This window comes from Flavobacterium album (genome assembly GCF_003096035.1).
GTDB lineage: Bacteria > Bacteroidota > Bacteroidia > Flavobacteriales > Flavobacteriaceae > Flavobacterium > Flavobacterium album.
Window position 1 is genome coordinate 1,724,448 of record NZ_CP029186.1, and the last position, 21,735, is coordinate 1,746,182.

Annotated in this window: 17 protein-coding genes and 1 riboswitch; of the genes, 13 read left to right on the forward strand and 4 right to left on the reverse strand. The window is 45.3% G+C overall.

Going from position 1 to position 21,735, the window contains the following annotated elements; genetic code table 11:
• Positions 1 to 29: 29 nt before the first annotated feature.
• Together HYN59_RS07585 and HYN59_RS07590 are read right to left on the reverse strand one after the other, a co-directional pair.
• Positions 30 to 644, reverse strand: coding sequence for a deoxynucleoside kinase (locus HYN59_RS07585; RefSeq protein ID WP_108777700.1), 615 nt, complete (start codon positions 642 to 644; stop codon positions 30 to 32).
• Entirely contained in the window at positions 644 to 1,438 is a 795-nt protein-coding gene (locus HYN59_RS07590) for a hypothetical protein (RefSeq protein ID WP_108777701.1), read from the reverse strand. Before HYN59_RS07590 ends, HYN59_RS07585 begins: the two co-directional genes overlap by 1 nt.
• Before the next feature lie 206 nt (positions 1,439 to 1,644).
• On the opposite strand from HYN59_RS07590, the gene HYN59_RS07595 reads away from it, so the two are divergent.
• The 4 genes from HYN59_RS07595 to HYN59_RS07610 all read left to right on the forward strand — a co-directional run bounded on the left by HYN59_RS07595 (position 1,645) and on the right by HYN59_RS07610 (position 7,221).
• Entirely contained in the window at positions 1,645 to 2,532 is an 888-nt protein-coding gene (locus HYN59_RS07595) for a GLPGLI family protein (protein ID WP_108777702.1), read from the forward strand.
• 113 nt (positions 2,533 to 2,645) lie between these two features.
• Complete coding sequence (locus HYN59_RS07600) at positions 2,646 to 3,485, forward strand: GLPGLI family protein (RefSeq protein ID WP_108777703.1); 840 nt, start codon at positions 2,646 to 2,648, stop codon at positions 3,483 to 3,485.
• A 117-nt stretch (positions 3,486 to 3,602) separates the two neighbouring features.
• Complete coding sequence (locus HYN59_RS07605) at positions 3,603 to 4,442, forward strand: GLPGLI family protein (protein WP_108777704.1); 840 nt, start codon at positions 3,603 to 3,605, stop codon at positions 4,440 to 4,442.
• A 25-nt stretch (positions 4,443 to 4,467) separates the two neighbouring features.
• A complete protein-coding gene (locus HYN59_RS07610) occupies positions 4,468 to 7,221 on the forward strand; it encodes a carboxypeptidase regulatory-like domain-containing protein (RefSeq protein WP_108777705.1) in 2,754 nt (917 codons plus the stop codon).
• Between the two features lie 78 nt (positions 7,222 to 7,299).
• Here the strand turns inward: HYN59_RS07610 and metK are convergent, their stop codons facing one another.
• Positions 7,300 to 8,550, reverse strand: coding sequence for a methionine adenosyltransferase (gene metK, locus HYN59_RS07615; protein WP_108777706.1), 1,251 nt, complete (start codon positions 8,548 to 8,550; stop codon positions 7,300 to 7,302).
• A 696-nt stretch (positions 8,551 to 9,246) separates the two neighbouring features.
• Here metK and HYN59_RS07620 point away from each other — a divergent pair.
• Both HYN59_RS07620 and HYN59_RS07625 read left to right on the forward strand, forming a co-directional pair.
• Entirely contained in the window at positions 9,247 to 9,693 is a 447-nt protein-coding gene (locus HYN59_RS07620) for an OsmC family protein (RefSeq protein ID WP_108777707.1), read from the forward strand.
• Between the two features lie 478 nt (positions 9,694 to 10,171).
• On the forward strand, positions 10,172 to 10,693 hold the full coding sequence (locus HYN59_RS07625; protein ID WP_108777708.1) for a hypothetical protein: 522 nt from the start codon (positions 10,172 to 10,174) through the stop codon (positions 10,691 to 10,693).
• A 264-nt stretch (positions 10,694 to 10,957) separates the two neighbouring features.
• Here HYN59_RS07625 and HYN59_RS07630 read toward each other — a convergent pair whose 3' ends face one another.
• On the reverse strand, positions 10,958 to 11,812 hold the full coding sequence (locus HYN59_RS07630; protein ID WP_108777709.1) for a hypothetical protein: 855 nt from the start codon (positions 11,810 to 11,812) through the stop codon (positions 10,958 to 10,960).
• 105 nt (positions 11,813 to 11,917) lie between these two features.
• Positions 11,918 to 12,024: riboswitch (SAM riboswitch) on the forward strand.
• Between the two features lie 152 nt (positions 12,025 to 12,176).
• Here HYN59_RS07630 and HYN59_RS07635 point away from each other — a divergent pair.
• The 7 genes from HYN59_RS07635 (at position 12,177) to HYN59_RS07665 (ending at position 21,580) form a co-directional block, all read left to right on the forward strand.
• On the forward strand, positions 12,177 to 13,166 hold the full coding sequence (locus HYN59_RS07635; protein ID WP_108777710.1) for a homocysteine S-methyltransferase family protein: 990 nt from the start codon (positions 12,177 to 12,179) through the stop codon (positions 13,164 to 13,166).
• Positions 13,166 to 15,913 carry a methionine synthase gene (gene metH / locus HYN59_RS07640; protein ID WP_108777711.1) on the forward strand — a complete coding sequence of 916 codons (2,748 nt, stop codon included), beginning with the start codon at positions 13,166 to 13,168 and terminating at the stop codon, positions 15,911 to 15,913. Before HYN59_RS07635 ends, metH begins: the two co-directional genes overlap by 1 nt.
• A gap of 71 nt (positions 15,914 to 15,984) precedes the next feature.
• Positions 15,985 to 16,941, forward strand: a complete 957-nt coding sequence (metF, locus tag HYN59_RS07645) for a methylenetetrahydrofolate reductase [NAD(P)H] (RefSeq protein WP_108777712.1) — start codon at positions 15,985 to 15,987, stop codon at positions 16,939 to 16,941.
• Positions 16,942 to 17,063: 122 nt separating this feature from the next.
• Positions 17,064 to 17,897, forward strand: a complete 834-nt coding sequence (locus HYN59_RS07650) for a peroxiredoxin family protein (protein WP_108777713.1) — start codon at positions 17,064 to 17,066, stop codon at positions 17,895 to 17,897.
• A gap of 80 nt (positions 17,898 to 17,977) precedes the next feature.
• Positions 17,978 to 19,726, forward strand: a complete 1,749-nt coding sequence (locus tag HYN59_RS07655) for an RDD family protein (protein WP_108777714.1) — start codon at positions 17,978 to 17,980, stop codon at positions 19,724 to 19,726.
• A gap of 4 nt (positions 19,727 to 19,730) precedes the next feature.
• Positions 19,731 to 20,825 (forward strand): acyloxyacyl hydrolase, encoded by a 1,095-nt coding sequence (locus HYN59_RS07660; RefSeq protein WP_108777715.1) that lies wholly within the window; start codon positions 19,731 to 19,733, stop codon positions 20,823 to 20,825.
• A 47-nt stretch (positions 20,826 to 20,872) separates the two neighbouring features.
• Entirely contained in the window at positions 20,873 to 21,580 is a 708-nt protein-coding gene (locus tag HYN59_RS07665; RefSeq protein WP_181369530.1) for a head GIN domain-containing protein, read from the forward strand.
• Positions 21,581 to 21,735: the final 155 nt, after the last annotated feature.

The window sequence follows — 21,735 nt, forward strand, 5'->3', positions numbered from 1 at the left end:
ACCCGGAACTCAAAACCCGCAACCCGCAACTAAAATAACCCGTTCACCTCTGCATTGATACGGTTGATGATTTGGCCAAGGTCTTCGGGGTTGTTCACGAAATCCAATTTGTCCACATCGATGATAAGGAGTTTGCCTTTGTCATAGCTTTGTATCCAGGCTTCGTAACGTTCGTTAAGGCGGCTGAGGTACTCTATCGAAATGGAGTTCTCATAATCGCGGCCACGGCTGTGTATTTGCTTCACAAGATTGGGGATGGAGCTGCGCAGGTAGATGAGCAGGTCGGGTGCGCCAACGAATTTCTCCATCAGCTCGAAAAGCGATTTGTAATTGTTGAAGTCGCGATTGGTCATCAGGCCCATGGCATGAAGGTTAGGCGCAAAGATATGCGAATCCTCGTAGATCGTACGGTCCTGAATGATGTTCTTCCCGCTTTCGCGGATCTGCATGATCTGGCTAAAGCGGCTGTTGAGGAAATAGATCTGCAGGTTGAAAGACCAGCGCTCCATCTGGTGGTAAAAATCATCCAGGTAGGGGTTGTCCACCACGTCCTCGTAGTGGGGCTCCCATTTAAAGTGCTTGGCCAGTAACCCGGTAAGCGTAGTCTTTCCGGCGCCTATATTGCCTGCAACAGCTATATGCATTATTTTAAGATTAGTTGATAATAAGTAATTCCGTGGTTGGTAAAAATAGATAAAATTTCCCCTGCATAGTAAAAACTTTCAAAGCTTTTTTCCACAACGGCTATCGGCGCTTTTACTCCCGAAACCGTATTGAAATGGTAAAGTACACCGTCTTTTGCCAATAAAATTAAAGTTGGCGAAACGATCTGTATCTGGTCATAATCGGGCAGTGTTCCCAGCGTGCTTACCTTACCAAAGAGGTTGACCGCATAGCACCTGTTGGCCGTATCGACCCAGTAAAAATAGTTGTAATCGTTGTGGTAATATTTGATGCCATCGGTAAATGGCGGTGTCAGCGTCCTGAAGGTGCCCTGTGCCAGATTGTACAGGCCGATCTGCTGGGTGGTGACATCATATATCCAAAGGCGGTTTTGCGATGCAAGCCCTACGGCTTCGGCAATAAGGGGTTCCTGTATGTTCGAAAAATTGATGCGCGAAGTCTCGTTCATCTGGTTATCCAGCAGCACCACAGTATTGAACTTCCGGTAGAAGAGTATGATCTGTAACGGGTTCTGGAGGTCGGCCCTGTAGATCTCGCCCAGGGAAAGCGCTTTGTATTTCAGCATCCTGCCGTCTTTTTCCTTGCGGAACTCATTGTCAAGCACGGTGTATTGCCAACCGTAGGTATCGGAACCGATATACCTTTCCGGCCCCGATTTGGCGCTGCTCAGGAACTTTGCGGGAATAGCCACTTCCTGCGCTGTTGCAGCGGCAAACAAAAGAATAGCGATAAACGAAAGCAGCTTTTCCATCATGGCAAAGTAAAGAAAAATAACGCAGGGGGAAGCCTAATATTTTAAAGGGATTGTTCGCTCAGCAATCACAGACTTGCGTAACAGGGCCATCCGCCCGATCCGTGTCGTCCGCATTCCATTTTCATATAAGATCTTTCATCATTTTTACCTTCGCTTCTGTAACAAAACAATTTCTCATTCGTCATATCCGCAATTAAAGAAATACCATGAAAAATATAATTTACTTTTTTGCGGCAGCGCTATCGATGCTCACGGTAAAAGCCCAGGATTTCCAGGGAGTTGCAACCTATGAATCCAAGACCAGTATGGAAGACATGAAGAAATTCAGTGGCAACAACAAGGAAATCACTCCCGAGATGCAAAAGATGATCGAGGAGCGACTGAAGCCCATGTTCGAAAAAACATTCACCCTTACATTCGACCGTACTGCTTCTACGTATGAAGAAGAGGAAAAGCTGGGTGCTCCCGGCGACCAAATGGCACAGGGATTCAAAATGATGGGCTCATTGTTCGGCGGCGGCGGGAAGCATTATAAAAATGTAAAGGCCAAAACCATGCTGCAGGAGAAAGATATTTTCGGCAAGGAGTTTTTGGTGAGCGATTCGCTTCCTTCCATCAAATGGGTGATGGGCTCCGAAAGCAAGAAAATAGGCAACTATACCTGCTACAAGGCTACGGCTGTGGTACCGGTGGATAAATCGAACATGATGAACTACCGTCCTAAAAAAGGCGCTGAAGAAGAATTGAAGAAGAAAAGCGAGGACGAGATGAAAAAGACCAACTTTATGGATATGGTAGAAATGCCGACCGAAAGGACAATAACCGCATGGTACACTCCCGAAATCCCGGTAAACCAGGGGCCGGCCAACTATTGGGGACTGCCGGGGCTTATCCTGGAGGTATCTGACGATAAAACGGTGTTGCTGTGTTCTAAAGTAGTGCTTAACCCTAAGGAAAAGTCGGAAATAAAAGCGCCAAAGAAAGGCGAAAAAGTTACCCAGGCCGAGTTTGCCGAAATCATGGCGAAAAAAATGCAGGAAATGCAGGAGATGGGTGGCGGCCCCGGTAGCGGCAGGAGGCGTTTTGGCGGATAAAAAAGCATTTTCGTAGAATTTAGTTTAAGGGAAGGCAATAAGCTGTTAAGTTTATAGTTAAAAACCTACAGGCTTCATAGGATGCCTTTTATACCAACCTAAAACCAATTACTATGAAACATTTTTTTCTTTTTGCAGCCGCACTGGCTTCTTTTACTACAAATGCCCAGGATTTTAAAGGTGTCGCCGTTTATAAATCGATGACCACAATGAAAGACGCCGTCATCACGGTAAGCGGCAGTTCAGACCCGGCAATGGATGCAAAGCTTAAGGAAGCTTTTTCCAAACCTATAGAGAATGAGTATATCCTTTATTTTGACAAAACGGCTTCGGTTTATGAAGAGCAAGCCAAACTAAATGCTCCCAAATCCGGTGGAGCAATGTCTTCTGCCTCGTTTGGTATAGGCAAAAAATACAAAAACCTGAAGGATAAGGCCACGCTTGAAGAAATGGATATGTACGGGAAAGAGTTTTTAATTACCGATTCTTTGAAGGCATACGATTGGAAACTGGAAAGCGAAACGAAAAAAATTGGTAATTATAACTGTTACAAGGCTACCTATACCATTAAGGCAAAGCCGCCTACGGAGGAAGAAAAAAAGGAGATGGAAAATAAGAAGGTAAATATACTTGGGGATTTTCTCAGAAAGGATATCGTAGTAACCGCATGGTATACACCGGAAATACCTGTGAGCCATGGACCGGGCGACTACTGGGGGCTGCCGGGACTGATACTGGAATTAAATGCAGCAAGCACCACGTTGCTGTGCACAAAAGTAACGCTCAACCCGAAAGAAAAAATTGAAATAAAAACGCCCAAAAAAGGCACCAAGGTTACCATGAAAGAGTTTACAGACATAATGAATAAGAAAGCTGAGGAAATGCAGGAGCTGTACCGTCCTGCACCCGGATCGACCAAAGTGACCACTACAACTATCACGATAGGAGGCTGATAAAATGAGATGAATATTAGGTAAGTGTCGATAAACTATATTTTTAGTTTATTAACTATAAAAATAGTTTTGCAACTAATTTTTTTAGTTTATTTGTGTAAACTTAAATAACATAGTATGAAAAAGTATTTACACTGCCTTATTGTATTGGCTGCATTTTCGGCTTCGGCACAAGATTTCAGGGGGACGGCTACCTATGAATCGAAAACCTCTATTGACTTCTCGTTATCAGGCGGGGAACCGGGTTCTGATGAAGAAAACCAGCTGCCTCCCGAACTGGAAGCCCAGTTGCAGGAACAGCTTAAAAAAGCTTTCGAGAAAAAATATACCCTGAGTTTTGATAAAACAGCTTCTCTTTATGTGGAAGAAGAGCAGCTGGTACCGCAAACGAATCAAATGGTAATAAACATAAACAATTACGAAGGGGGCAAGCAGTACAAAAACCTGAAAGATAAGAGCGCTATTACTGAACATGAAGTATTCGGCAAAGAGTTCCTTATTATGGATTCCCTCCACAAATACGACTGGAAGCTGGGAAGCGAAACCAAAAAGATAGGGATATATACCTGCTACAAAGCTACCGTTACGATCAAGGCGCGCCCTGTTCCCGAAACGGTCAAAGCAATTTCCCTGACCGATGTGCCGGAAAAAGATAAGGTTATCACGGCATGGTACACGCCTGAAATCCCGGTAAGCCACGGACCCGGTGGATATTGGGGCCTGCCGGGGCTTATCCTTGAAGTGAACAATGGTAGTACGACATTGCTTTGTTCGAAAGTAGTATTGAACCCGAAAGACAAAATAGAAATAAAAGCCCCGAAAAAAGGGACGAAAGTTTCGCGGGCCGAATTTGATAAAATAGTAGAAGATAAAATAAGAGAAACGCAGGAAATGGACGAGCCTGCGCCGGGATCCAATACCACCACTACCAGACGGGTAATCCGGATAGGGGGGTAACCAAGCAACAACCAATTAACAATACATGAAGAAATTATTATTTGCCTTAGCCTTATTGCTATCTGCCTTTTCGTATTCACAAAACATACGCTACGAGGGTGTCCTGAGGGATTCTATCGGTACACCGCTCGAAATGGGGAACGTTATGGCTGTGAATAAAGCAACCAACGCGATGGACTCCTATTCTATCACTAACGAAGCAGGTAAATTCCAGCTCGTACTCAGCCCCAACACCCAGTATATTTTAAAAGCAAGTTACATAGGCTTTACACCCTATGAGGAAACGATTACCACAGGAAAGGAGAATATGGTAAAGCTTATTGTGCTGAAGCAGGGGATCAACATGGCCGAGCTGGAGATAGTGCATGAAATGCCGGTAACGATAAAGGGTGATACGATAGTTTATAATTCCGATTCGTTTACCAACGGCACTGAGCGTAAGTTGGAAGATGTGCTTAAAAAGCTTCCGGGTGTTGAGGTTGATGCCGACGGCGGCATCAAGGTAGAAGGCAAAAGCGTATCGAAGCTTATGGTGGAAGGCAAGGATTTCTTTGATGGCGATACCAAACTTGGCGTAAAGAACATCCCCGCCGACGCCGTGAGCAAGGTGGAGGTACTGCGAAATTACAACGAGGTAAACCAGTTGAAGGGCGTGACCAATAACGAGGATAACATTGCCATGAACATCAAACTGAAGGACGGCAAGAAGAACTTCTGGTTTGGCGACATGACGGCTGGTGCCAGTATTGGGGAAGGTGAACGATATCTTGTCAATCCCAAGATATTTTATTACAGCCCCAAATACAGCCTCAACCTTATCGGCAATTTCAACAATACAGGAGAGCTGCCGCTTACCATGCAGGATTACTTTAAGTTCAGCGGCGGGTTCCGTAACCTGATGCGGAAAAGCGGTACATCGTTTAATATCGGGTCGAACGACCTGGGCCTTTCGCTGATGCGGAACAACAGGGCAAAGCAGATCGAAACTAAATTCGGGGCAGGAAATTTCAGCTATAATGTTACTCCAAAATGGTCACTCAGCGGATTTGCCATCATCAATTCCAACAAGACACAGATGGAGACCGTGAGCCGCAGTGTATTGCTGGATCCTGTGACGGGCGACCCGCAGACTATACAAAAAAGTGAGCAGACATCAGAACAAAAAAGCCAGTTCGCCCTTTTAAAACTGAGCTCCAGCTACAAGCCGAGCGCCAACCTGCAATTTGATTATGATGCCTTCATGAAAACGTCTGACCAGCAGGAGATGTCGGCGCAGCTTTCGGAGGTTTTTCCGGAAACATCGCAAAGCCAGGATATTTATTCCAACCAAAAGCAAAAGCCATTCTCGTTCAACCAAAACGTAAACCTGTATTATACGCTTAACGATAAGAATGTATTTGCCTTCGAAGCACAGCACCTGTACCAGGATGAGGACCCGCTTTATAATGTCAACCTTGCTAACAACCCTTTCCCTGCCGGGCCTTCGGCTGACCCAGCATTATCATTAGGCCTGCAGCCTGCCACACGCTACGACATTTCGCAGGAGCGTTTTATTCGCACCAATAAGGTTGATGCCAAGATGGATTATTACTACATGGTAACACCAAAAAGCAACATTAACTTTACGCTGGGCAATACCTATTCGTTCCAGAATTTCAACTCTGCTATTTTCCAGACAATGGATGACGGCTCAGAGAACAGCCTGAACGACAACACGAAAAACAATGTGGATTATGTTTTCAACGACCTCTTTCTCGGGGCACATTTTCGTTGGATTACCGGCAGCTTTGAGTTCAATCCGGGGGTAACGCTGCACCAGTATAATGTATATAACCAGCAGCTGGGCAGTAAGGTAGAGAATAACTTTACAAGGCTGCTGCCGGACGTTTTCGCGCAATACAACATCAGGAAATCGGAGCGCCTTACCTACAATTACAATATGACCACCAGCTTTACCGATGTGGCCGATTTTGCCCGCGGGCTGGTGCTAAACAGCTATAAATCGTTATTCCAGGGGAACCGCTACCTGCAAAACGGCCTGTACCAAAACCACTCGCTCAACTACTTTAAGTACAATATGTTCAATTTTACACAGCTTTATGGGACAGTTAATTACAGCTACCAGATGGATGCGATAAAGAACCTCTCGGCATTCAGCGGTATCAACCAGGTGGGTACGATGGAGAATTCGCCCTATGCCGACCAGGCATTTTCGGCCTATGCCGGCTACAACAGGAGCTTTGCCCGTTTTTATAAAGTGTCCACAAGCGCGTCGGTAAACTGGAGCAAGTTCAACAACTTCAGGTTTAACCCCGGTACAGGCGACGGATCGGTAAGCATAGCCAACTCACTAAGGCAGGTAAACGAGCAGTTCACGCAAAGCTATACCGGCAGCTTTGCTACCAATTATAAAACGCTGCCGAATATAGAGGTAGGCTACTCCCTTAGCGTGAACGATTACAGCAGCAACAAGTTTTATAACCACAAGCCGTTTGCCAACATCAGCTATTACTTTTGGGATGCCTTTACCGTAAGGGCCGATTATGAGTATAACCACTATTTCAACAGCGATAAGACCAGCGATAACGAGTATGACTTCCTTAATGCCGACATTATGTACCGCAAAAAAAACAGTAAATGGGAATTTAAAGTGGGCGGTACCAACCTCCTCAATACCAGGTCGCTTAATGATGACAGCTTTAACCAGTTCTCGACCTTTACCTCCCGCTACAGGGTACAGCCAAGATATTTGTTATTGACGGTGAAGTATGATTTGTAAAGGAGTTACTATAAATTTTATTATAAAAAACGGGGTGCCATCTGACACCCCGTTTTTCTTTATAATATGCATGCTTGATTATATCCCGAAAGCAGCTTTCACTTTATCCACATAATCCAGTTTTTCCCATGTGAAAAGTTCTACAGTTACTTCTTTCGTTTCACCATTTGGCGATTTGAAGGTTTTGGTTACGGTTTCCGGGTTGCGGCCCATGTGCCCGTAAGCAGCTGTTTCGCTGTAGATAGGGTTTCTTAGCTTCAGGCGTTGCTCGATAAAGTAAGGGCGCATGTCGAATAGTTCCTCTACTTTGGCAGCGATCTCGCCATCGGTAAGGTTTAGCTTAGAAGTGCCGTAGGTATTGATATAGATACCCATTGGCTTGGCTACCCCGATAGCGTAGGATACCTGTACCAGTATCTCTTCGGCTACACCTGCGGCTACAAGGTTTTTGGCAATGTGGCGTGTGGCATAGGCAGCGCTGCGGTCTACCTTACTTGGGTCTTTGCCCGAGAAAGCGCCACCACCGTGGGCTCCTTTACCACCGTAAGTATCTACAATGATCTTCCTTCCGGTAAGGCCGGTATCCCCGTGAGGACCGCCAATTACGAACTTGCCGGTAGGGTTGATGTGGTACTCTATATTGTCATTGAAAAGGTGGGCGTACTGCGGATATTTGGCAACGATCCTCGGTACAAGTATTTCAATAATGTCTTTTTTGATTTTGGCAAGCATAGCCTGCTCTTCGTCGAAATCATCATGCTGTGTAGAGATTACAATCGCATCAATACGCACCGGCTTATTATTGTCGTCATACTCCAGCGTTACCTGGCTTTTGGCATCCGGGCGAAGGTATTTGATCTCGTTGTTCTCGCGGCGAAGCTCTGCAAGTTCACGAAGAAGATTGTGCGACAGGTTCAGCGCCAGCGGCATATAGTCGGCAGTTTCGTTGGTAGCATAGCCAAACATCATGCCCTGGTCTCCCGCGCCCTGGTCTTCTTTGTTCTGGCGGTCAACACCCTGGTTGATGTCCTGCGACTGCTCATGGATGGCCGAAAGCACACCGCACGAGTTGGCTTCAAACATATATTCGCTCTTAGTGTACCCTATTTTACGGATGACTTCGCGCGCTATCTGCTGTACGTCGAGGTATATTTTAGATTTTACCTCGCCTGCAAGTATTACCTGCCCGGTAGTTACAAGGGTTTCACACGCCACTTTAGACTCCGGGTCAAAAGCCAGGAAGTTATCAATTAATGCATCCGAGATCTGGTCAGCAACTTTGTCAGGATGCCCTTCGCTCACTGACTCTGACGTAAATAAATATGCCATATAGTTATTAAGTGTTTAGCGGAGAAAAGATTGCGGGAAACTAAAGGGGAGCGGGTCCTGCTTTAGCATTTTTTTAATGAGGTCGCAATCAGTACAAATTTTTCCTCCGGGATTAAATCAGTGACAAAAGTATAAAACCCGATTGGAATAAAAAAAGTACAGCGCGTAAATAATTAAAGTTTGGCGCTGCTAATATAATGTCGCTGTAAAAAAGGATAGCCAGGCTGTAGCATCTGCATCACTTAGGGTTGATTTTACGCAATCGTTTTCTGTTAAAATTAAAAATTATGCTTGCATATATAAAAAATAGTGACGAAGTTTGTTTCAGTTAAAAACACAAAAAATGAAATCTTTTATCTGTCAATACCGTCACTCGATGTGGAATTTTTCCGCGGGGGCCGTTATTGCATGATTTTGAGATAATCAATATAAAATCAATACAAAGCCCCTGCAACAACAAGCAGGGGCTTTTTTATTAAGTATAAAGAATTAAAAAATGAAATCCGTTATCCGTACATCGTCACATAACCAGCACATCTGTTTTTCATGGATGTACTGTATGCGCACGCTGTTGCCAGAGGGAACGACTTAATCTTTAGTTTTATTTAAATTCAGATAAGGTCCTTTGGCAACAGCTCCAAAGGGCCTTTTTTGTTTCAGCATAATTCAGTCATTAATCATAAAAAAATCGCAATCATGAAAAATCAAATTAACGTACTTGGCTACACCGGCAACAACAGCCAGTTTGTCGTAAAGACGCTCAATGCCAACCTGAGATTCAACCAGAATGAAAAATATCCCGAGCTCGAAGGGCCGAATCCGTATGAATATATCCTTGCGGGCTTTGCCGGATGCATTAATGCGCTGGGACAGGAAGTAGCGGCAGAGCAGGGGATAGCCCTTCGCTCATTGCAGATCGAGATAACCGGCAGCATGGAAACTCACGAGGCAGGCACACGCAAGCCAAGGCCGGGTTTTAAAAATATAGAGATTACGCTCAAGCCCGCCGCAACCGCTCCGCTCGAAGCGCTGCAGGCCTGGATGAAGGAAGTGCAGTTCCGCAGCCCTGTTTATGATACGCTGGTGAACAACACGCCCGTAAACCTCTCGCTTTACAAGGAGTACACGTATAATTATAATTAAGGTAACTAACCCGGAAACACATGCGGGCTCTTCGGATGAAGCGGGTGTTTTATTATACCACTTTAAGATAGAATTTCCTGTAAAAGAAAATGATTATTTTTTTCTTTATTCGAAAAAGAAAAATTAAGCATAGTTGGGCTACGGTTCATTTTTATTTTGAAGAAGAAGGGAAAAAAGTACATTTTATTGCAGGGAATTCTACTTTAAAATGGTATAAGATATGGTTTGTTTGTTTTGTTTGTTTGTGAAGAGCTGCCTTTGGGTCGGCCAGAGGCAGCTTCTTTTTTTAATTTTTTAACCACATAGGCACAATAGTTTTTCCAGTGCCAAAGAAGACATAATAACGCATAGTTGAAGCAAGGCTTCAATCCTATGTTTTACTTTTCAGGTTTTACCAAGATCGGCTGGACGCACAATAGCTATGTGTCTATGTGGTTAAATCATTTATTTAAATTAATTTGTAAAAGGCTAAAATATCATGGCTAAAAGAATAAATATAGTGTTGTTCGGTATCGGGAATACAGGCAGTGCGCTGATTAATAAAGTAATTAAAGGCAGGAAAAACCTGGTACTGGAACACGGCCTGGACCTAAGGTTCCCAGTGATTACCAATTCAACGGTAGCCTTTTTCGAAAAGGAAGGCGCCAACTACTCGTGGGAAGCCAACTTCATACAGTTCGCCATACCGTTTAAGCTGGAAGATGTGCTGTATTACCTGATGGATAATAATATTGAGAACATCATTGCTGTGGATGCTACTGCGAGCGCTGCCCTTGCTTTAGAATATCATGACCTTATAAAAAGCGGCTTCAGTATTGTCACTGTAAATGAAAGCCTGAACGACCTGCCTGCCGATGTTGGGAAACGATTGGAGCTCCTCGCCGAAAGCAGGGGGCTGGAATTCCGGCAGGTTGCAAATATCAAAGGAAAAGACGCGGCCGCCGATGCCCTGTTTGATGCTATACTGGATGTGGCCGAAAAGCGCAGGAAAGTGGCTTAAAATATAAAGTTTGTTTGGTTTTTGTTGTGCTAAAACCCTGTCACCATCAGGCAGGGTTTTTTATCCACGAATTGGCCTTAACGCTTATATAGTTTACTCTATGCAAAATGCTACATAAATTTGGAATGCTAAAATAGGAGACGTTGCTGTGCAATGTCTATATCAGATAAAATAAATGTGTTTTTTGGTTTGGTTTTATTGTTGCTAAAACCCTGTCAGGATCCTGACAGGGTTTGCTTTTTTATTTCCGGGGTGTGTTAAAAATTATCGGGTCTTTATCTTTTTCTTAGCCGCTACAACATCAAAGATAGTATCATCCCAACCCTCGTAATTTAGATAGTAGCCGTCTTTTTCCTTCACCACGCGCGATGCGTCATTTTCCACTTCGTCGTATACTTTTGCCTCACAAAGCAGGCTCCATTTTTTGCCGTTATAGCTATATACCAAAACATCATACCGGGTGCCTGTCCAGTCATAAACCGCCATAATGATCTCGTCCCTGCCGTCATTATTCAGGTCGGGCAGCGGCTCTATACCCAGATTGTAACAACGCCCTATTGTTATGTTGGGAACCCCTTTGCCAAACTTTACGGTCACGGTGCAATCCGTACGCCCGCAATCATTGGTAACGGAATCATTGGCGGTCACCACCTTTTCGTATTCCGCAATGGCCGCGTTTGGTTTTTTATCACCGTCAATGTCGCTTATTTCGTAGGTATCCCGAAACTTCCGCAGGGTCTCGCCTTTTTCCAGGAACGTAAAAGCCGGGTCGATCCAGACGGTATATTCCCTGTTTTCCGGATTATCTATAATGGCTTCCAGCTTATGGTATTTATAGGCGCCATCGCACCTGTTGGCATTGTTTACCATTATAAAGACCGTATCCCTTTTTATTTCTGCCAATGCCGAGTAAGCACCGCAGTCCGGGATATTGAAGTAGGCCGTGGCAACGGTCTTTTTGTCGTCCCTTTTTACCGAAACGCTTTCGTTCATGGCAGCCCTTTTTATGGCATTGGTTATGGATGCATCGGGAAGCGGGGAGAAGGTTGCGGAGATATTTTGCGCATTCACCAGGCATAGCGGAAGAATTAGCAATAAAAGCCCGTAAAAAATTTTCATTTAGAATTGATTTGGTTGCTAATATAATGATTTGTCAAACTGACACTCATATTTGCATTTTAAAAATCTATTCCCTTACTTTGTCCTGTTCTTTTACACACTGAACCGTTATCACGAAAGGCAGAGGGAATAGACCCGTTGAAGCCTTAGCAACCCTTTATCTTTAAAGAAGGTGCTAAATTCTACCAAACCCACGTGCGGATAGATAACACACGAAATACTTCCACGGTATTTCCCACTCCAATCTTGATGACATAATAGTAATTTACGCGCGACACGCAGGAGCGAGTCCTGTTTGCGCTACAGGTTTTTCAGTCCCGGAGGCAACTTTGAACTTTAAACCTTAAACTTTGAACTAAGAATTATGTCAAAAATAGAAGAAGCAATAAAAAACCGAATTCTCGTACTCGACGGCGCTATGGGTACCATGCTGCAACGCCATAATTTCTCGGAAGAAGATTTTCGCGGGGAGCGCTTTAAGGATTTCCCGCATCCGCTAAAGGGCAACAATGACCTGCTGTCCCTTACCCAGCCTGAAGCAGTGAAAGATGTACACCGCCAGTACTTTGCCGCCGGTGCCGATATTGTGGAGACTAACACTTTTTCAGGAACCACCATTGGCATGGCCGATTACCACATGGAACATTTAGTATATGAACTCAATTATGAGTCAGCCAAAATAGCCCGTGAGGCAGCCAATGAATTTACCGACAGGCCACGCTTTGTGGCCGGCTCTATAGGGCCGACCAACCGTACCGCCAGCATGAGTCCTGATGTGAACGACCCCGGCTTTCGCGCCGTGACATTTGACGACCTGCTCATTGCCTACAAAGAACAGGTAAAAGCCCTGATAGATGGCGGGGTAGATGTGCTTTTGGTGGAAACCATATTTGATACGCTGAATGCCAAAGCCGCCCTTTTCGCCATTGAGGAAGTGAAGGACGAACTGGGCATCAACATGCCCGTGATGGTGAGCGGCACGATTACCGATGCTTCGGGACGCACGCTTTCAGGGCAAACCGTTGAGGCTTTTCTTATTTCGATATCGCACCTGCCGTTATTAAGCGTAGGCTTCAACTGTGCCCTTGGTGCCGACCAGCTTAAGCCGTACCTGAAACGCCTGGCGCATAACACTTCGTTCAGCATATCGGCACACCCAAATGCGGGACTGCCCAACGCCTTTGGCGAATACGACCAGACCCCCGCGGAAATGCAGCAGCTGATAAAAGAATATTTAGATGATAATTTAATAAATATAATAGGAGGCTGTTGCGGGACAACGCCGGAGCACATTCGTTTAATCGCAGATGTGTCAAAAAATTATAAACCAAGAAAAGCGGAGGTTGAATTATAATGACAGATAAGAATAGATATTTGAGACTATCGGGGCTTGAGCCGCTGATTGTAACGGCGGAAAGTAACTTTATTAACGTTGGCGAACGTACCAATGTTACCGGTTCCCGTAAGTTCCTGCGCCTTATAAAAGAAGAAAAATACGAGGAAGCGCTGGATGTTGCCCGTGCGCAGGTAGAAGGCGGCGCACAGATCATCGACATCAACATGGACGAAGGGATGCTCGACGGTGTATATGCTATGACAAAGTTCCTTAACCTTATTGCAGCCGAACCGGATATTGCCCGTGTGCCCGTGATGATCGACAGCTCCAAGTGGGAGATCATTGAGGCGGGGCTTAAGGTAACGCAGGGTAAGAGTGTAGTGAATTCCATCAGCCTGAAAGAAGGCGAGGCTGCGTTCATCGATCATGCCAAAAAAGTAAAACGTTACGGGGCGGCAGTTATCGTAATGGCTTTCGACGAAGAAGGCCAGGCGGACACCTACCAAAGGCGCATCGATATCTGTAAACGTTCCTATGATATATTAGTGGACAAAGTAGGCTTCCCACCTGAAGATATTATTTTCGACCCCAACATATTCCCCGTGGCGACCGGGATGGAAGAGCACCGCACCAATGCGCTCGACTTTTTCCTGGCCACCAAATGGATACGCACCAACCTGCCCTATGCCCACGTGAGCGGTGGTGTGAGCAATGTATCGTTCTCCTTCCGCGGGAATGATAAAGTGCGCGAGGCCATGCATTCGGCTTTCCTGTACCACGCTATACAGCACGGCATGGATATGGGTATCGTAAACCCCGAAATGCTCGAGGTGTACGACGAGATTGACAAAGAACTACTGGAACACGTAGAAGACGTACTCCTCGACCGCCGCGATGATGCTACCGAACGCCTTCTGGCTTTCGCCGAAAATGTAAAAGGCTCCAACTCCCCTCTCCTTGGGAGAGGGGGCGGGGGTGAGGCCGAATGGCGCTCGCTTACGGTACAGGAACGTATCACCCATGCCCTGGTAAAAGGTATTGACGAGTTCATAGAAACAGATGTCGAGGAAGCGCGTCAACTCGCATCCAAACCCATTGAAGTTATCGAGATAAACCTGATGGCAGGCATGAATGTGGTAGGCGACCTTTTCGGTAGTGGCAAGATGTTCCTGCCGCAGGTGGTGAAATCGGCACGGGTAATGAAAAAAGCGGTAGCGTATCTTTTACCGTTCATTGAAAAGGGAAAAGGCGGGAAAAGTTCTTCTGCGGGAAAAGTGCTAATGGCAACCGTAAAAGGCGACGTCCACGACATCGGTAAAAATATCGTTGCAGTTGTTTTGGGCTGCAACAATTTCGAGATCATCGATCTTGGCGTAATGGTGCCACCGGAAAAAATAATTGAAACGGCAGTCCGTGAACAGGTGGATATCATTGGCCTTAGCGGATTGATAACACCATCGCTTGACGAAATGGTGTATCTCGCCAAAGAAATGGACAAGCTCAATATCAGCATCCCAATCATGATAGGGGGGGCGACCACTTCGCGTGCCCATACTGCCGTGAAGATCGCTCCGCAATACCGTGAAACAGTGGTGCATGTAAATGACGCTTCCCGTGCAGTTACCGTAGCGGGCAACCTTTTGAACACAAACACAAAACTGGATTACTCGAGATCGCTTCGCGAAGAATACGACAAGCTGCGCGAAGGTTACCTGAACCGCTCACGCGACAAGGATTTCCTTACGATTGAAGAAGCACGGAAAAACAAGCTGCAACTGGAGTTCGATCCGGTGAAGCCTAACTTTATTGGCATACAAACCATTTATCCAAAGCTAGAAGAGCTCGTGCCTTACATCGACTGGACTCCTTTTTTCCAGACGTGGGACCTGCATGGCAAGTACCCCGCTATATTAACCGATGGTGTTGTAGGCGAACAGGCTCAGATACTTTTTGAGGATGCGCAAAAGATGCTGAAGCAGATCGTGGAGGAGAATTGGTTTGATGCCAAAGGAATCTATGGAATATTCCCGGCAAATAATGTGAATGATGATGATATTGAGGTAGCCCCCCCCGCCCCCGAAGGGGGAGCTTCCCACTCAGCCACAATAGTAGTTAACGAGTTTACGTCAGGAGCTCCCCTTTCGGGGGCGGGGGGGGCTGTTTTCCTGACCTTACGCCAGCAATCCAAAAAAACCGCAGGCGCACCAAACATTGCCTTAGCCGACTTTGTTGCGCCAAAAGGTTCCGGCAAGCAGGATTATATAGGTGCCTTTGCAGTGACTACCGGTTTTGGCGTGGATGAAAAAGCCGCTGAGTTTGAAAAAAGCCACGACGATTATAATTCCATTATGGCAAAAGCGTTGGGCGACCGTTTGGCTGAGGCTTTCGCTGAATATTTGCATGAAAAAATCCGTAAAGAAATATGGGGATATGCCTCGGACGAAAATCTTTCAAATGATCATCTGATAAAAGAAGACTACCAGGGCATCCGTCCGGCGCCGGGCTATCCCGCCTGCCCTGACCATTTGGAGAAAAATACTATTTGGCAGCTGCTGGATGTAGAGAACCAAATCGGCGTAAAGCTTACCGAAAGCCTTGCCATGTGGCCTGCCGCTTCGGTGTCGGGATATTATTTTGCCCATCCGCAAAGCAAATATTTCGGCCTCGGCAAAATAAAAGAAGACCAGGTAGCCGACTATGCCAAACGAAGAAACATAAGCACAGAAGAAGCCACAAAATGGCTCAATCCTAATATAGCAGATTAGTTGCCGGTTGTCGGTTGTCAGATACAGCCCGTACCGACAACTAACAACCGTCAACCAACAATCAAAGAAAAATGAAAGTAACAGAACATATAGAGAACGCCAAAGGCAAACCGCTTTTTTCCTTTGAAATACTGCCGCCGCTAAAGGGGCAGAACATCCAGTCGATATTCGACAGTATAGACCCGCTCATGGAATTTAAGCCGCCCTTTATTGACGTGACGTATCACCGCGAGGAATACGAATATAAGGAGCTGCCCAACGGCTTGTTGGAAAAGCGTGTCGTGAAAAAACGCCCCGGCACGGTGGGTATATGCTCGGCCATCCAGAACAAGTACCAGCTGGATGCTATTCCGCATATCCTGTGCGGTGGGTTTACCAAAGAGGACACCGAGAACTTCCTGATAGACCTCGATTTCCTGGGCATTCAGAACGTTGTAGCGCTAAGGGGGGATGCTGTAAAGAGAGAGATCTACTTTAAGCCCGAAAAGGAAGGGAACCACTACGCCACCGAATTGGTAACGCAAATCGAAAACCTGAATAAAGGGATTTACCTTGACGACCACCTGCAAAACACGTCGGCAACCAACTTCTGCATTGGCGTTGCGGGCTATCCCGAAAAGCATATGGAAGCCCCAAGCCTGGACAGTGATATTTATTTCTTAAAGCAAAAAATAAAGAACGGAGCATCCTATATCGTAACGCAGATGTTCTTCGATAATAAGAAATTCTTTGATTTTGTTGCCAAGTGCAGGAAAGAAGGCATTACGGTTCCGATTATCCCGGGACTGAAGCCTATCTCGACCAAAAAACAGCTCAACCAGATCCCGCACCGCTTTAAGGTAGATCTGCCGGATGATCTTATCATGGCGGTAGTTAAGGCCAGGGACAACGATGCCGTTCGCCAGATAGGTATTGAATGGTGCACGCAGCAAAGCAAAGAACTGGTTGCTGCCGGTATCCCGGTACTGCATTATTATTCTATGGGCAAGCCGGATAATATTAAGGCGATAGCGAAGGAGGTTTTTTAGAAGGAATGAGGTAACTCACGATCTAGGGGCGTTGCACTGCAACGCCTCAGGTATTTTTAGTATGAGCCTACAATAAAACTTATTTTTGAAAGTTTTAATTTCAACCAACCAAACCACTACAAATGCGCCAACTACTACTTTTTGCATTGCTTATTACAGGTAGTGCTTCTTTTGCCCAGGATTATCCATTCCTTACCGCGTCAAACAAAAGATCGAACATGACCGACTATGTTGACTATCTCAATACATTGCCCGTGGCAAAAAGGGACAGCATTATACGCTTCACAAAGTATTATAAAGAAAATGGAATGCTGTCAAACAAAGCGTATTCCGACTCATTATTCCATTCGGCCGGAGGCTTTAAATACCAGACTTTAATTTATAAAGATACCCTGACGAATGAGTACAGCTATATTTTCCACAGGCAAACGGAAGCGGAGATAACAGCAAATAATGAGCATTGGAAAAAGCAGCAAAAGGACGATGAGGAAAATCGTAAGAACCTTTTAGGGTCGGTAATAGATGAACTGAGCCTTACGGACATGGACGGTAAGGAACATACGCTTGAAAGCCTCAAAGGCAAGATTATCGTACTTGACTTTTGGTTTGTGAATTGCGGTGCCTGCATAGAGGACATGCCTGAGCTGAACAAGCTGCGCCAGGAATATGGCACTGACGACATCGCCTGGTTTGGCATTACGTTCGATAAAAAGGATAAAGTGGCCAAATTTTCAGAAAAAGTAAAGTTCGATTTTACGCTCATTCCCGACGGCAGGCACCTGGTAGACCGTTTTGCGATTAAATACTTCCCTACAACATTTATTATAGATTCCGACAGGGAAGTGATTTTTACCGGGAAAACGCTGGTGGGGAACAGGATTGGCGAAACAGCCAAAGCCTTGAAAAAAGCGGTAAAAGCAATGGAAAAAAAGAGGAGAAACAGCCCGCGTAAGTAAATAGCAGAATTGCAATAAGTTTTCGAATTATCAATAGTACAGCATAATAATTTTCCTATTTTTGGCAAAACTTTAACCAAATGCCAAAAAAGATTGCAATCGGATCCATCTTCGCAGCCCTAATGGGGATGTATACCGAACTTTCGCTTACATCTCCTGTATGGAACAGGCCCACATGGTATTATTATGTAAAAGACCTTTTTACATCGCTCAATCTGGGCTATATAGGTATTGAAAACAGGTTCGATGAGATGAACTATATCAACCTGTTTTTTTATTCGTTATTGCTCACCGGCGGTATCCTGTATTTTTTTAGTAAAAAAGAAACACGCCTGGTGCGGTATGTGATTTCGATGATATTGCTTACAAAAGCGATACGGGTTTTCTTTATGATGATTTATCTGCCTTTTACCTTCGGCGAACTTCTTAAGGGCTTTGGCTGGGCCTATTTCCTGGCTTACCTCGCATGGTACCTGCTTTGGATATGGCTGTGCTGGAAGGCGCTTAAGTATTTTAGGGACACGAAGCAGATAGCGACGGTAACGCAGCAATATGAAGATGGTGCGGAACGCGAGATCATCGTGGAATCTTCCCGCTGGCAACGCCTCTTTAACCTTATTGCCGATGTGGTTACATTCATCTTCATCTTCTTCCCGGTAATCGAATCACTGATAAAGATGGACGGGGTGCGTAATTTCCTTAAGCCGCTTGAAGGTTCTGTAGGCCCGCAGCTGGGATTGTATCTCATCTGCATCATCTTCCAGGTAATATACTATACGCTTTTCGAAGGCCTGCTGCAGGCATCTCCCGGCAAAATGCTTACAGAGACAAGGGTTGTGACCGATACGGCAGGTAAACCTGATATGAGCAAATTGTTACTGCGTACTATCGTGCGGTTTGTACCTTTCGAATCGCTTTCAGTACTTTTTAGCCGCGGCTGGCACGACGACTGGTCGGATACGTATGTAGTTCGCGAAAAGCGTGAAGGCGTTAATGGCGGCTGGTACTTTTTTATTTTCCCCGCATTTTTATTCTTAGGAGTGACAGGCTATCTGGGTTACAAATCCTACGAAAAGCACAAGTTTGAGGTAGCTGAAAAGGAACGATTTGAAAGAAATGCTTCGGCTATAAAAGAAGCGCTCGGCCATCTTACGCAAAACCATATTATCAAATTGGAGCCGGAGTCGTATTCGTATTCAGGGGGTTCAGAATTATTTCTTAAAACCGAAGATATAGGGACGGATGGGATTACATTTTCAATATTAGAACTGCCTGCTGCTTACCAGGGCAATAATTCTGACGATGTAGAAAACTTTTATTATGAGAACAAAGACGAACTCACCACGATAAAGTTTACACGAAAGCAGCTGGAAGACGCTGTCCGCAAAGAATATGTTTCCCCCGATGAGGATCATATAGGAGGATATGGAAATGATAAAAAAACAGATGGTGCGATAACGGTTAATGGTAGTCCGTATTATATCAATTCTGCAGAGCTGTATTTTATGCCCAACATAAAGTTAGAGAGTGTAGAAGATCATTATCGCGATGACTACAACCTAAAGATCGTACTATCCAATAAAGGAAGGGCTGCCGACCTGGTAAGCATAAAAAGCAACAAGGATAAAATAGACTGGGAAGGATCGTTCCCGAAACATTATGCGGTTGAGGGCGAATACTCGACGGCGCCGGAACTATTGGGCAAAGCCGAAGATAATGATGATTTTGACCTGACACTGACTTTTAGGGACGAAGCTTCCAAAGAATATGTTTACCGCCTTACCTGCGATGGGGATTATAATAAAGCAGTACTGAAAAAAATAAAGTAACATAATGCGCGCACGGTATTTTTGCATTCTGTTATTTTCAATAACGCTGTTTGCACAGGAATCCCCTGATGGCAAATTCAGTGTGGATGCCAATTATTTTTATGGCAATATTGTGCCGCACCGCAAATCGATACAGCACCTGATAACCGCACATCCGGTAGGCATCATCATTGGCTTTAACCGTAAGACCTTTGGCGATGAGAAATGGCAGGCGCGCTATAACTACCCGGATTACGGCCTTTCCTTCCATTACCAAAATATGCGCAATGAGACCCTGGGCGACATGTATGGGTTTTACGGCCATTATAACTTCTATTTCCTGCAAAGGCTCCTGATGCTGCGCGTGGGACAGGGCATTGCCTATAACACCAACCCTTATGATAAGGAAACGAATTTTCGCAATAATGCCTACGGCCAGCACCTGATGCCGTCTACCTATTTTATGCTGAATTTCAATAAGGCCAATATTTGGGAAGGACTGGGTGTGCAGGCAGGGATGGTTTTCATCCACCATTCCAACGCGAGCATGAAGTCTCCCAACACCAGCACGAATACCTTTGCCGTGAACGTAGGGTTGAACTATAGTTTCGGCCGTGGCGAAGAGCGCAGGTATGTCCCCGAGACGGATACTATTAAATTCAGTGAGCCTATAAAGTTTAATTTTACCTTTAAAGGCGGGCTTAACCAGAGCGATGTTATTGGCAGCAAACAGTATCCGTATTATGCATTTTCGGGTTATATAGATAAGCGATGGAGCTGCAAGAGTGCTTTCCAGTTGGGTGCTGACGTTTTCTGGCCCAAATACCTGAAGGAGTTCATCCATTACAAATCGGTGGCCTACCCGGAAGAACATGTGGACGGCAATACCGATTATAAGAAAGTAGGCGTGTTTGTAGGTCACGAGCTGTTCATCAACAGCCTTTCGGTCGAGGCGCAGGTGGGCTTTTATGTGTACGAACCTTTTAATTCAACGGGCAGGCTGTACCAGCGCATAGGTGCTAAATATTACTTTACAGATGAGATTTTCAGTACGATAGGTTTAAAGACACATGCCGCAAAAGCAGAAGTAATGGAAGTCGGGATCGGGATAAGGCTATAGGAATTATGAATTATAAATTACGAATTACAATTTTTATAATGTTGCTGATGGCATCCGTTTCCTGCAACAGCGACCTTGCGCCCGAATGCTTCACCGCTATGGGTGATGAGATTACCTATGATGTAGCCGTAGGGGAGTTCAGCAGTATCCATATCTCGCCGGGTATCGAGCTCGTGATAACTCAGGGGCCGGAACAGAAGGTAACTGTAGAAACAGGAGAGAATATCCGGCAATATATTTCGGTAGCGATAAAAGGCAGTGAGCTATGGCTCGAAAATGCCAATAACTGCAACTGGGTACATACATACAAAACCACAACGGTATATGTGACCACGCCCAATTTGGAAAAGATCTATTCGGCATCGCAGTTTGCAGTAAAGTCGGATGGCGTCCTGGCATTCCCAAGCCTGAGCCTGCAGTCGGGGCTGTTCAGCGAAACCGCATCGGGGACTTTTGAATTAGAGCTAAACAGTACAAATGTTACTATAGAAGATGACCAGTCAGCCTATTATGTACTTACCGGAGCAGTAGAAAACCTGACGGTAAACTTCTATTCGGGCGATGCACGGTGCGATGGCAGCGGCCTTACATTGCAAAACCTGCAGGTCTTCCACAGGAGCTCCAACGACATCATTGCCGAAGTACAGCAAAAAGTAACAGGCACGATCTATTCTACAGGCAATTTAGTGCTGAAAAACCATCCGCCAATTGTTGAGGTGAATAGGGTGTATAGCGGCCGGGTGGTGTATGAGTGATTAGCAGCTAAGACCAAGATGACGTTGTTCCATTTCGACCAAAGGGAGAAATCTCAAATTCGCGACATTTTATGAGATTTCTCTCTCCGCAAGCTCCGTTCGAAACCTAACGAAGTGGTTCGACGTAGTCAAATGGAAAACCGAGACTGAAAACT

What these genes read in the sequence shown, in the direction of transcription:
- HYN59_RS07585 (WP_108777700.1), bottom strand. Translation starts at nt 644, where the DNA reads ATGCATATAGCTGTTGCAGGCAATATAGGCGCCGGAAAGACTACGCTT.
- HYN59_RS07590 (WP_108777701.1), bottom strand. Translation starts at nt 1,438, where the DNA reads ATGATGGAAAAGCTGCTTTCGTTTATCGCTATTCTTTTGTTTGCCGCT.
- HYN59_RS07595 (WP_108777702.1), top strand. Translation starts at nt 1,645, where the DNA reads ATGAAAAATATAATTTACTTTTTTGCGGCAGCGCTATCGATGCTCACG.
- HYN59_RS07600 (WP_108777703.1), top strand. Translation starts at nt 2,646, where the DNA reads ATGAAACATTTTTTTCTTTTTGCAGCCGCACTGGCTTCTTTTACTACA.
- HYN59_RS07605 (WP_108777704.1), top strand. Translation starts at nt 3,603, where the DNA reads ATGAAAAAGTATTTACACTGCCTTATTGTATTGGCTGCATTTTCGGCT.
- HYN59_RS07610 (WP_108777705.1), top strand. Translation starts at nt 4,468, where the DNA reads ATGAAGAAATTATTATTTGCCTTAGCCTTATTGCTATCTGCCTTTTCG.
- metK (WP_108777706.1), bottom strand. Translation starts at nt 8,550, where the DNA reads ATGGCATATTTATTTACGTCAGAGTCAGTGAGCGAAGGGCATCCTGAC.
- HYN59_RS07620 (WP_108777707.1), top strand. Translation starts at nt 9,247, where the DNA reads ATGAAAAATCAAATTAACGTACTTGGCTACACCGGCAACAACAGCCAG.
- HYN59_RS07625 (WP_108777708.1), top strand. Translation starts at nt 10,172, where the DNA reads ATGGCTAAAAGAATAAATATAGTGTTGTTCGGTATCGGGAATACAGGC.
- HYN59_RS07630 (WP_108777709.1), bottom strand. Translation starts at nt 11,812, where the DNA reads ATGAAAATTTTTTACGGGCTTTTATTGCTAATTCTTCCGCTATGCCTG.
- HYN59_RS07635 (WP_108777710.1), top strand. Translation starts at nt 12,177, where the DNA reads ATGTCAAAAATAGAAGAAGCAATAAAAAACCGAATTCTCGTACTCGAC.
- metH (WP_108777711.1), top strand. Translation starts at nt 13,166, where the DNA reads ATGACAGATAAGAATAGATATTTGAGACTATCGGGGCTTGAGCCGCTG.
- metF (WP_108777712.1), top strand. Translation starts at nt 15,985, where the DNA reads ATGAAAGTAACAGAACATATAGAGAACGCCAAAGGCAAACCGCTTTTT.
- HYN59_RS07650 (WP_108777713.1), top strand. Translation starts at nt 17,064, where the DNA reads ATGCGCCAACTACTACTTTTTGCATTGCTTATTACAGGTAGTGCTTCT.
- HYN59_RS07655 (WP_108777714.1), top strand. Translation starts at nt 17,978, where the DNA reads ATGCCAAAAAAGATTGCAATCGGATCCATCTTCGCAGCCCTAATGGGG.
- HYN59_RS07660 (WP_108777715.1), top strand. Translation starts at nt 19,731, where the DNA reads ATGCGCGCACGGTATTTTTGCATTCTGTTATTTTCAATAACGCTGTTT.
- HYN59_RS07665 (WP_181369530.1), top strand. Translation starts at nt 20,873, where the DNA reads ATGGCATCCGTTTCCTGCAACAGCGACCTTGCGCCCGAATGCTTCACC.